Below are 12,383 nucleotides of genomic sequence, written 5' to 3'. Positions count from 1 at the left end.
TCCCTACTAGGTTTTGCTTGTGAATATGTGGTTCATCAATCTGAAAAGCGCTGTAATGGTATAGCAATCCTAAGCTGTTAAGCATTTAAACCATATATTTAGACTTGTCGCTAATATAGATAGAAAAAATCTCTCAAACTCAGACAGAACAATAATTCCCAGTATTTCATACTCTTGATCAAGGATTTTGAGATTTTTAAAATTCATAAAGCGCTTTTCAGGTTAATGAACCACACTAAAAAAATGATAAACCAGTAGGGACGTTGCATGCAACGTCCCTACTGTGGTCTATTCAAATGAAAACCGCTGATAAAGCGACAAGTCTATTGATTGTGTACCTGTTTGGTAATACAACCCCGATCAATTTTAACTTTTGACTTTTGAATTGAAATGCTTTTGACTTAAAAATTCTTATTTTTGACTTTGAAATCATCAATTTTGTTGCACTCTAGTTTGGCACAAATTGTTAAAAATAACAGTTGACATGATATTAGTTAGTCTAATCGCTGATTCTTGCCATTCTTCACTGTCATTTTGAACATTAATATACCAACTTTCTAACCTTTTCTTAAATGATTCGTGAGCTGATTCGGCAACATATTTATGACAAAAATCTTCTAGATATTTTTCTTGAAATTCTGTAAAACCATGAGTTACTAATTGTCGCAGAAAACCTTTTTGCCAAGTTAATGGTAAAACACCGTAAGATTTATCCCGTTCTCGATAGCTTTCCGGCATAAAATCAATAGCAGACTGTCTGACAATAGTTTTACGCCAAAATAAATCTTGATGAAGTTCAGTAGGAATAGCAGCTAAATAACCAACTAAGCGGTGGTCTAAAAAAGGAACTCGAACTTCGAGTCCATGACTAGCTGAAGTTCGATCTTCTCCATGCAAGTTATGGTTCTGCAAACTTCTTAAACGGAGCTGCATTTCCAGGTGAAAAAAATTGTCTTTTTCTGCAATTCCTAAATTCTCGAATTGATTTTGGCACTGTTGTTTATATTCATTCCAAGAATTTACTAATTTAGTTTCTTTATCCGGTAAATCAGTTATTTTAATGGTTGAATAACCCCCGGCAAATTCATCAGCACCTTGTCCAAGTAATAATACTTTTAAATCTGGTACTATGGCACGAACTTGTTGATAAATTTCGTGCTTAAATGACCACTCAATAATACTACTAATATCAGGTCTAAAAGATTCTAACATCCAGATATAATATTCAAAATCTTTTAGGGAAAAGTTTAACCGTTCTAATAAATTAACTGGATCGATATCAACGATATGTAATGGTAATCCCAGATATTCGCTAAGTTCTCGTGCAGCTTTAGCATCACCATTTTGCTCTGCTAATTCTGAAATTCCAAAGAAAAGATGCAATGGTTGTTTCTGAGAAGCGATCGCAGCTACCAATCCAGAATCTATCCACTCAAATCACTCAACATAACACCCACTGGTACATCACTCATCAATCGCTTTTGCACGCTATCAACCAACAAATTTTGATAATTCAAAATATGTTCTTGAGCTGTTTTTTGTAGATTCATAGTGCCAAAGTAGGAGTTAAGATTCCAATAGCACTTTGGAGTAGTTTGCTGATTTTTCCCCCATTTTAGCCAATGTCCTCCTAACAACTGTTTGATTGTACCAACACCAGTCTCTTCAGGGATTATATATCCCCCACTTTTATTTAAACGGTCTGCCATATTCCAATCTAACTGGTTGGGAACTTGAGGATGACAAAGCACTGACCACAAAGTTGAACCAAACACAAAAATATCATCTCCAATCCAATAATAAAGTGGCTTAATACCAAATCTATCTCGTGCTAAAAATAATTCCTGTTGTTTACTATCCCAAACCGCAAGAGCAAACATTCCATTAACTTTTTCCAGAGCTTTTTCTCCATACTCTTGATATAAAGGTAATATTATTTCACAATCAGATTGAGTCCTAAAATTATAAGGAATTGCAAGTTGAGACTTTAATTCTTGATGATTATATATTTCGCCATTAACAGCTACAAATGCTGTTCCCTTATCATTCCAAATTGGCTGAGAACCTCCAGCTAAATCAACGATAGAAAGTCTGCGAAACACAATGGAAATAGCTCCAGATTGAATAATTTGCTTATCATCTGGTCCGCGTCGCTCTAGTTGTTTAGCCATGCGTTGCAAAATCTGCTGATTAGCATCTGCTTCCTCACTCTTTTTTTTGAAATTCACAAAACCAGCAAAACCACACATTTTTCTATTTTCCTACTTTAATTTGGAGTGTGCGACTAACTACCCACAAATCATACCCTACAATCTAGTACAATCTATGGGCGATCGCTACTCAGCAGTTACAAAGTTGATGGTTGACAAATATTAAACAGGACTTACGCAGTATATATTTTGGTCATTGCGACCGACAGGGAAGCAATCTCAAATTGTCATTGCGAGCGACAGGGTTTGCGAAGCATTCCGTCAGGGAAGCAATCTCTAGTATTGGGATTGAGATTGCTTCGGGGGGTGAAAATGCTAACTATAGACTTCTAGTGTTTCTCACCCCCCTCGCAATGACATTTTCACATTGTCATTGCGAGCGACAGGGTTTGCGAAGCATTCCGTCAGGGAAGCAATCTCTAGTATTGGGATTGGGATTGCTTCGGGGGGTGAAAATGCTAACTATAGACTTCTAGTGTTTCTCACCCCCCTCGCAATGACATTTTCACATTGTCATTGCGAGCGACAGGGTTTGCGAAGCATTCCGTCAGGGAAGCAATCTCTAGTATTGGGATTGGGATTGCTTCGGGGGGTGAAAATGCTAACTATAGACTTCTAGTGTTTCTCACCCCCCTCGCAATGACATTTTCACCTCTTTCTTCCATTCTGACTCCTGACTCCTGTCTCCTGACTCCTTCTTCCTTCTCCTGACTCCTAAACTTTTAAACTATAAATTTTTTGTGTTTCCAAATGTTCCATAACTGTCAATAATTCAGTTATTTCAAAACTATGACGTTTTAGTTTTCCTTGTAAGGTAGTCATAGGATCGACACCAGAAGCAATGAGAAATTCCAATTTGAAAATATTTTCCCATTGGGATATTTCTGTTAAGACTTTAGCGATCGCCTCCAAATAAGGATTATTTGATTGTTGATACCATTCAGATGTAATTAATGTTGCTTTTTCTAAACCAAAATTAACTATTAAAGGTGCTTGAGCAAAAACCGCTGTTGCCACTGCTCTAGTTTCTTCCCGCAACAGAAAATCATCTTCTTTGATTAAACTGCGTAATTTTTCCAAATATTCATAGCGCTTTTGAAGGGGAGATTTCAAAGTTTTAACCAAAGAATTATCAACAAATTTTCCTTCTGTGTTTTCATCATTCCAATCAATAGCAATTGTCACTAAATAACTGCGTAACAACATATGACCTAATTTTTGCGCCTTCGTCGCCAAATAAGTAGAATTATAATCTGTTGTTTCAATTAACAAAGGCACCCGATCTACTACTTCAATTCCATAACCATTTAAACCTGCTATTTTCCTAGGATTATTTGTAATTAAACGAATTTTTTTCACACCCAAATCATTTAATATTTGCGCTCCCACACCATAGTTGCGCAAATCTGCTGGAAACCCTAATTTTTCATTAGCTTCCACAGTATCTAATCCCATATCCTGCAATGAATAAGCTTTCATTTTATTAATTAAACCTATTCCCCTACCCTCTTGTCGCAAATAGACGACCACTCCCGCACCCGCTTTTTCTATCATTTTCATCGCTGCTTGCAGTTGCATTCGACAGTCACAACGGAGGGAACCGAAAGCATCTCCAGTCAAACACTCAGAATGTACCCGCACCATGACATCCTTTTCCTGAAACTCTTCTGGGTTGCCTTTAACAATAGCTACATGTTCCGAATTATTTTGAGTATTGCGGTAAGCATAAATTTGGAACTCACCAAATTGGGATGGTAACTTAGCAATAGCTTCTCGGTAAACAAAGCGATCGTGTCTGATTCGATAACTGATAAGATCGGCAATACTGATCAATTTCAGATTATGAGTTTGAGCATATTCTATTAATTGAGGTAACCTTGCCATCGAACCGTCTGGGTTTTGAATTTCACAAATAACTCCCGCTGGATATAAACCTGCTAATCTAGCTAAGTCAACAGCAGCTTCTGTATGACCAGCTCGTTTTAATACTCCTCCTTCTTTAGCTCGAATGGGGAAGACATGACCGGGACGACGTAAATCTTCCGGTTTGGTAGTAGGGTTAATGACAGCTTGAATAGTACGCGCTCGGTCTTCTGCTGAGATACCTGTAGAAACTCCCAACTGTGGGGAAGCATCAATACTAACAGTAAAAGCTGTTTGGTTACTATCAGTATTTTTAGTAACCATAAGTGGAATATCTAATTCGTCAAGGCGATCGCCTGTCAATGACAGACAAATTAGACCTCTAGCTTCTACTGCCATAAAGTTAATCATGTCTGGAGTCGCAAATTGAGCTGCACAAATTACATCTCCTTCGTTTTCTCGATGTTCATCATCGACTACTACTACAGACTTACCTGCTTTAATGTCTGCTAGTGCAGCATCAATGGAGTCAAATTGAAATTGTTCGTTTGGCTGTTTATTCACAGATAGCTTCCCTGGTTTTGCCATTTTTTTCAAAATATGTTTAAAAGTATACAAAGATTATAACGATATACAAAGATTATAGGGTTTCCTAGGCTACGGAAGTATAGTAACAAGAATGAATAAATTAGATAGATAGTTGAGAATATACCTTACAGGAACTTGAAGACTCTATTAAGTAATTGAGTTTCAGATAGAAAATATCATACAATAATTGGAAATAAATAATATGAAAGGTAGAATTTTTACAGAACAAGAACGTCAAACACTTGAAGATATTATCGTTCATCGTCGAACAGAACCAGTAGCAAAGTTTATTAGTAAAGAAATTCCCGATCTAGTAATAGAGCGTTTACTATTTGCTGCTTTACACGCTCCTTCAGTTGGTTTTTCTCAACCCTGGGAATTTGTGATTATTCGTGATCCATCAATTAAGGCCAAAATCAAAGCATCTTTTGAAAGAGAAAATGAAAAAGCAGAAGAAATATTCAAAGATCGGCCTTTACCTCATCAATTTCAATTGATTGGCACTGGAATGACTAAAACTCCTGTTAATATTGCTGTTTTTTATAAGCCCTCACCTAATCCTGTCTTAGGTCAAACTTGTACAGAGAAAGTTGGACCATACAGTGTTTGTCTGGCAATTCAAAATTTGTGGTTAATGGCTAGAGCGGAGAATATAGGGTTAGGTTGGGTAAGTATTTTAGACGAAAAAGAGGTAAAAACTATTCTTAATGCTCCTCCAGAAAATGAATTAATAGCGTATTTATGTTTAGGTTATGTCACAGAATTCACAGAACGTCCTTTGCTGGAAATTGTTAACTGGGAAAAGCGTAAATTAAAGGACGCAGTGATTTATCATGACAGTTATTAAGTAAGCATTCAGCTGTCAGCTATCAGCTATTAATTTTGTCTTGGAATGTAAGCATTCAGCCGTCAGCTATCAGCTATCAGCTACTCCTTTTAGTTAGTTATCAAAGCAATATTTAATTGAGAAACGAAAAATCTTGTTACAAAAGTCAGCTCCAAAGTCTATATTCATTTAAACCTGGTCCTTAAGCACAGGGTATTAGTGCTGAAGCGCTGATGGCTAATAGCTGAATGCTTACCTTGGAATAGGTTATTATATAGAATCCGGTTGAATAGTTATTGTATCGTAGGGAGATAGGGAGATAGGGAGATGGGGAGATGGGGAGATGGGGGGATTGAAGTGTAGACACCAATTATGAACATATACTATATAACCGGATTGTATATTAAGGCTTATTAAGACTGGATATTTGTCACTTATAGAGGCGTTTTATATAACATCTCTATAAGTGGTTTATTTACCTTATAGCAGAAGGAAGAAGAAAGAAGAAAGAAGGAAGAAGGAAAAATATTACGTTGTCTGAGTTTTAAGCTTTTGATGTGTCCTAACCTTTCCTTCGACTGCTATAAAATTACTTTCAAAAATTAATAATATCATGTCCGTTTATATCGTTTGTGTAAACCCAAGGGTGAATATCTACAGGAAATAATGGTTTTTTTCTTGCGAGGGTAGCCTTTCTTCCTCTTCTCTCTTCCCTCTTCCTTCTTCCTTACCTTTGCTATACAAGACCGATGCTGCCGGACATGATATAATTAACAATTACATCTCCTTGAAAATAAGAGAATCGACTAAAAAGAATATTTTTCCTTTTTTCCTATTTAAAGGAGAAGTTTTAAATATTAATTACTCGGCAAATAGAAATTTATTCTATTATCTCTTCTGGAGAATCAAGATTATTTTCAGATTCAATTTCTTCAGTAATTTCTTGTATAGAATCATCACTTTCAGGTGAGATAGACTCCACAACTACTTCAGGTTTTTGTTCCATAATTTGTTCTAAATCTGGAGTAGTATCTTGCTGAAAATCTTCTACAACTTCAGGTATAGAAATAGTAGAATCATCATTTTCAGTGGGAATAGGTTCTACAATTACTTCAGAATTTTGTTCGGTAATTTGTTCTGAGTCTGGAGTAGTATCTTGCTGAAAATCTTCTACAACTTCAGGTATAGAAATAGTAGAATCATCATTTTCAGTGGGAATAGGTTCTACAACTACTTCAGAATTTTGTTCGGTAATTTGTTCTAAATCTGGAGTAGTATCTTGCTGAAAATCTTCTACAGCTTCAGGTATAGAAATAGTAGAATCATTACTTTCAGTGGGAATAGGTTCTACAACTACTTCAGAATTTTGTTCGGTAATTTGTTCTGAGTCTGGAATTGTATCTTGTGGAAAATCTTCTACAGCTTCAGGTATAGAAATAGTAGAATCATTACTTTCAGTGGGAATAGGTTCTACAACTACTTCAGAATTTTGTTCGGTAATTTGTTCTGATTCTGAAATAGTATCTTGTGGAAAATCTTCTACAACTTCAGGTATAGAAGTAGAAGGATTTTCTACTGATTCATTACTTTCTTCTACATTTGGGGTCAAAGCAGAAGTTTCTTGCGGAGGCAGTTTTTCTACTGATTCTGGTGTTGGTACTTCCTCTACTATTTCTGGCAGACTAGGAAACTCATTTTCCTGAAGTGAATCTTGAACTTCAGATTTTTCTGATGGATTGAAATTTTCTTCTAAATTTGGTTTTTCTATTGTGTCTAGAGTTGCTGATTTCTGTTTTTCGGTAACTTTATTTATAAGACCTTTAAATCTATCTCTAACACGATTTACAAATTCACCTATTTTTTCTTTTGTTATTGGTAGTTCGTTTGCTTCGGTAGTTTCTATTTTTGAGGTTGCTTCTTCAGTAAAAGTTTCCTCTACCTCAATTTCTGCTTCAGTAGTAGGAATTTCTTCTACTTCAATTTCTTCTGCTTCAGTAGTAGGAATTTCTTCTACTTCAATTTCTTCTGGTTCAGCAGTAGGAATATCCTCTACTTCTGGTGTAATTAATGTTTCCTCTACTTCAATTTTTTCTGGTTCAGCAGTAGGAATATCCTCTATTTCTGGTGTAATTAATATTTCCTCTGCTTCAATTTCTTCTGGTTCAGCAGTAGGAATATCCTCTACTTCTGGTGTAATTAATATTTCCTCTACTTCAATTTCTTCTGGTTCAGCAGTAGGAATATCCTCTATTTCTAATTCTGGAGTTAATTCTGGTTGGGTTTCCTGATAAATGTATTCTGGGTCAACTATACTATATGCTTCCTTCAGTGAAATTTCTCCGGCGATGATTTTACTAAGAACATCTTGTCCACCTGGTTTGTAGGTAATCAAAGCAATAGTGCTATTATAAATCTCATTGAGAGCATTACCCTCATCATCAATATATTCTAACTTTATCCAATTTTTTCCTGGATGAAACCCTTCTAAATATATTGACTGCCATTGATCGGTAATAAAACTGGTTCCATTAACCGTAACACGAATACGCCAATCAACTATTTCATCCTCAGGATCTTCTTGTGCTACTAAATGCGACGGTGCATTGGTAAGATAATAGTCAAGCAAGATGGGTTCAGCACCATAGTCACCCAAGGGACTATTGTAAGTTAATAGTGGTAAATTTGGAGCAGGATTATTATTCGTAGTTTTAGTGAAAATGTGAAAAGTTGTTTGAGCATAAGCACCTTCATTCTTAAAACTTTCATCCCACGGACGACAAGCAAAAACTCTGATAGTATGAGTACCAGGTTCTAAGTCTGATAAAATCAGCGGTTGATTTAGGTCATAGATTTTTTTATAAGGTTTGTTGTCTAAAATTACTTCTACATAAGGTCCTAAGTCTAATTCTGACTTGAATATAGGTAGGTCTTTCACCTGAAGTTGTACTGTAATAGTATTGTCTTCAAATATTTGGTCTGGTTGAGGACTTTGTATTGTAACTTGTGGTTTGTAGATGTCGATCGCTTGACGCAGTTGCTGAATTATTTCTGGTGGCGAAACTTCCAATATTTTAGATATAGAAGTCGTTACAGGTTTTGCCTCGCTAAGTTGAGGTTGCTCAGAGAAGCGATCGCTACAACTGACCAAACCGGAAGTTAAAACTACTACAATTAGAAGTGTTAATAATTTTCTTAAGTTAAGCAAGTCTAGATGATTTGTCAAAAATCCAAAAATAGATAAAGAGTCTAAAATTCTTACCTTTGTTTCCTGTTCCCTCTTCTCGTGTCCTAATAAGTACATCTGTCGGCGATGCATTATACTGATGTAACTTCTTGAGGATATTTTCTGTAAAACCGAAATCAGACTGCCATATATTCTTGGCAAGTTTACATTAAACACGGACTATACTCCTATAAATTGAGAGTTAACATTGATATTTGTTTTCTCAGTTTTTTGTTGTTTATGATGATTTTCTCATTAAAATCAATATTTTTGCTATTGATGGGGATTAACTACTTTTTTTAGTTTTTTGTTTTTTGATGAAATTGGTATTAATTAATCTAGAGTATGGCGAACAATATTAGAGCTTTTCAAAATGTAAAAAAGTCCTTATAGTCTAGTTGTCTAGTCAAATTTAAAGTTTTCAAAGAATAGTTAACTTTGAGAATTGTAAACTTTCCGGTCATAAGTCTTGACTTTTTCTATATGCTAGAAAATTGAGCAAAAATACTTAATTAAGTTATGTTAAAAATATAGCAAGGAAAGAATTGGTGTTTGACAGAGATTGATGATGAAACTGAGACAGAGAAAAGCTTTTGTCACTTTTCCCTGTTCCCTGCTATAAGTTAACTTTGAGAATTGTAAATTTTATCGCGATCAGTCTTGACTTTTTTTTCTTACCGTGAGATAAGCAACAATAGCTGATTAAGTTGTTCTAAAGAAATTTTAATAATTGTAAAGAAACAACTTATACTCGTTAAGCAAGTTTATAATCTCCTAAAGAACTTTCATTTACATTCAAATCGATAAAATCGAATCTATGTATTTGAAAGAATTTAGCTAAACCGTCGAGAAGCCTGCGCGCGAAATTTTCAATTTGGTGTCAGATGAATCGGCGGTAAACGTAAAACCCGATCGCGGAGCTAGGCGCGTAGTTTTTAGCTCTGCAAAAAGGGCGGTGGGGCATCCCGTCCTTAAAGCTCGTGGAGTCCGATGCAATAGCAGGACTGGGAAGCGAGAAGCCCACACTAACCATTTGGTATAGTGTGGGAGTATGTCACCCAAAGTCTTATATACTTTGTGGCATAATCTAAAGAGTGCGGTGTTGCATTCCTGCAAAAGACAGCTAAAACCTGTAAATTTGCAAAAGAGATTGATAATTCGTTACAAATGTTATCAATGTTGACAACATCAATAGTTCAGTTCAGTTTCTTTCAGAGGGGAGAGTCTTCATGACCATAAGTCCTCCAGAGCGCGAGGCAAAGGTAAAAGTAACCGTAGATAAGGACCCGGTACCCACCTCATTTGAAAAGTGGGGCAAGCCAGGTCACTTTGAGCGGAGTCTAGCCAAAGGACCAAAAACAACTACTTGGATTTGGAACCTACACGCTGACGCTCATGACTTTGATAGTCATACAAGCGATTTAGAAGACGTATCGCGCAAAATCTTTAGCGCACACTTTGGCCATCTGGCCGTAATATTTATCTGGTTGAGTGGCGCATATTTTCATGGCGCTAAATTTTCCAACTATGAGGCTTGGCTCACAGATCCCATAGGTATTAAGCCAAGTGCTCAAGTAGTATGGCCTATATTTGGCCAAGAAATTTTAAATGGTGATGTTGGCGGTGGTTTCCACGGTATACAGATAACTTCTGGTCTATTCCAGTTGTGGCGTGCTTCCGGTATAACTAATGAGTTCCAGTTATACTGCACGGCGATCGGTGCCTTGGTAATGGCTGCCTTGATGCTGTTTGCTGGTTGGTTCCATTATCACAAGAAAGCTCCTAAGTTGGAATGGTTCCAGAATGTGGAATCAATGATGAACCACCACTTAGCAGGCTTACTGGGTCTAGGTTGCTTATCTTGGGCTGGTCACCAGATTCACGTTTCTCTACCAATTAACAAATTGTTAGATTCTGGCGTAGCACCACAGGATATTCCTTTGCCTCATGAGTTCATCTTGAACTCTAGCTTAATGGCAGAGTTATACCCTAGCTTTGCTAAAGGTCTAACTCCATTCTTCACATTAAATTGGGGTGAGTACGCTGACTTCTTGACCTTCAAAGGTGGTTTAAACCCTGTAACAGGTGGCTTGTGGTTATCTGATACAGCTCACCATCACTTGGCATTAGCAGTATTATTCATTGTAGCTGGCCATATGTACCGGACTAACTGGGGCATTGGTCACAGCATGAAGGAAATTCTTGAGACTCACAAAGGTCCATTAACCGGAGAAGGTCACAAAGGTCTCTATGAAATTCTGACAACCTCTTGGCACGCTCAATTGGCAATTAATTTGGCAATGATGGGCTCCCTAAGCATAATCGTGGCGCATCATATGTATGCAATGCCACCATATCCCTATATTGCTACTGACTACCCAACTCAGTTATCTCTGTTCACACACCATGTGTGGATTGGTGGATTCCTGATTGTGGGAGCAGGAGCTCATGCTGCTATCTTTATGGTCCGGGATTACGATCCAGCCAAGAACGTTAATAACCTCTTGGACCGTGTAATTCGTCACCGGGATGCGATTATCTCCCACTTAAACTGGGTATGTATATTCTTGGGCTTCCATAGCTTTGGCTTGTACGTTCACAACGATACTATGCGTGCTTTTGGCCGTCCCCAGGATATGTTCTCTGATACTGGGATTCAACTACAGCCAATCTTTGCTCAGTGGGTACAAAATATCCATATGATGGCACCCGGTAATACTGCACCTAATGCTTTAGCATCTGTTAGCCCAGCTTTTGGTGGTGATGTTGTAGCAGTAGGCGGTAAAGTAGCAATGATGCCAATAGCTTTGGGTACGGCAGACTTTATGGTTCACCATATCCATGCTTTTACCATCCACGTTACAGCTTTAATTCTTCTCAAAGGTGTACTTTATGCCCGTAACTCTCGTCTAATTCCTGATAAGAGTGAACTAGGCTTCCGATTCCCTTGCGATGGTCCAGGTCGTGGTGGTACTTGTCAAGTTTCTGGCTGGGACCATGTGTTCCTAGGTCTGTTCTGGATGTATAATTCCCTATCAATTGTGATTTTCCACTTTAGCTGGAAGATGCAGTCAGATGTTTGGGGAACAGTAGACCCAGATGGTACAGTATCTCATATCACTTACGGTAACTTTGCACAAAGTGCAATTACCATTAATGGTTGGTTGCGTGACTTCCTATGGGCACAAGCTTCTCAGGTAATTACATCCTACGGTTCAGCTCTGTCTGCCTACGGTTTGATGTTCTTAGCTGCACACTTTGTTTGGGCATTTAGCTTAATGTTCTTGTTCAGTGGTCGTGGCTACTGGCAAGAGTTGATCGAGTCTATCGTTTGGGCTCATAATAAGTTAAAGGTTGCTCCAGCAATTCAGCCACGCGCTCTAAGTATCATTCAAGGTCGGGCAGTGGGGGTAGCTCACTATCTCCTGGGCGGAATTGTCACAACCTGGGCATTCTTCCTGGCTCGAATAATTTCAGTAGGATAAGAATGCAATAGCGTTTTAAGATTCTTGCTTGGGGATTGAACGATCCTCAATCCCCAAAAAAAGGCGGTGGGTATCATCGTCTCTGTCTGTGGAGGGTTAAGTGCTTGCACTCCCTGTGTTTCGCTCCGCGACATGTAACGCGCAGCGTTGCGCCAGCAAAACAGAAATCCCTATCCGTGAGGTTGGGA

Annotated in this window: 6 protein-coding genes; 2 read left to right on the top strand and 4 right to left on the bottom strand. The window is 37.6% G+C overall.

The window, feature by feature from the left end:
- Positions 1-432: 432 nt before the first annotated feature.
- From F6K23_RS11015 to ribBA, 3 genes are all read right to left on the bottom strand, one after another.
- Positions 433-1,416, bottom strand: coding sequence for an asparagine synthase C-terminal domain-containing protein (locus F6K23_RS11015; protein WP_293154687.1), 984 nt, complete (start codon positions 1,414-1,416; stop codon positions 433-435).
- A gap of 8 nt (positions 1,417-1,424) precedes the next feature.
- Positions 1,425-2,249: an asparagine synthetase B gene (locus F6K23_RS11010; RefSeq protein WP_293154685.1), complete on the bottom strand. Its 825-nt coding sequence runs from the start codon at positions 2,247-2,249 to the stop codon at positions 1,425-1,427.
- A gap of 675 nt (positions 2,250-2,924) precedes the next feature.
- Positions 2,925-4,661, bottom strand: a complete 1,737-nt coding sequence (gene ribBA, locus F6K23_RS11005; protein WP_293154683.1) for a bifunctional 3,4-dihydroxy-2-butanone-4-phosphate synthase/GTP cyclohydrolase II — start codon at positions 4,659-4,661, stop codon at positions 2,925-2,927.
- A 202-nt stretch (positions 4,662-4,863) separates the two neighbouring features.
- Here ribBA and bluB point away from each other — a divergent pair, with 202 nt between their 5' ends.
- Complete coding sequence (bluB, locus tag F6K23_RS11000) at positions 4,864-5,508, top strand: 5,6-dimethylbenzimidazole synthase (RefSeq protein ID WP_293154681.1); 645 nt, start codon at positions 4,864-4,866, stop codon at positions 5,506-5,508.
- 859 nt (positions 5,509-6,367) lie between these two features.
- On the opposite strand, the gene F6K23_RS10995 is transcribed toward bluB, so the two are convergent.
- Entirely contained in the window at positions 6,368-8,887 is a 2,520-nt protein-coding gene (locus F6K23_RS10995; RefSeq protein WP_293154679.1) for a hypothetical protein, read from the bottom strand.
- A gap of 1,052 nt (positions 8,888-9,939) precedes the next feature.
- On the opposite strand from F6K23_RS10995, the gene psaA reads away from it, so the two are divergent.
- Complete coding sequence (gene psaA / locus F6K23_RS10990) at positions 9,940-12,195, top strand: photosystem I core protein PsaA (protein WP_293154677.1); 2,256 nt, start codon at positions 9,940-9,942, stop codon at positions 12,193-12,195.
- Positions 12,196-12,383: the final 188 nt, after the last annotated feature.

Source organism: Okeania sp. SIO2C9 (assembly GCF_010672455.1).
Lineage (GTDB): Bacteria > Cyanobacteriota > Cyanobacteriia > Cyanobacteriales > Microcoleaceae > Okeania.
The sequence above is the reverse complement of the archived record's forward strand: the minus strand, read 5'-3'. Positions and strand labels throughout refer to the sequence as shown.

Coding starts and splice junctions, on each gene's coding strand:
- psaA (WP_293154677.1), top strand. CDS start 9,940: ATGACCATAAGTCCTCCAGAGCGCGAGGCAAAGGTAAAAGTAACCGTA.
- bluB (WP_293154681.1), top strand. CDS start 4,864: ATGAAAGGTAGAATTTTTACAGAACAAGAACGTCAAACACTTGAAGAT.
- ribBA (WP_293154683.1), bottom strand. CDS start 4,661: ATGGCAAAACCAGGGAAGCTATCTGTGAATAAACAGCCAAACGAACAA.
- F6K23_RS11010 (WP_293154685.1), bottom strand. CDS start 2,249: ATGTGTGGTTTTGCTGGTTTTGTGAATTTCAAAAAAAAGAGTGAGGAA.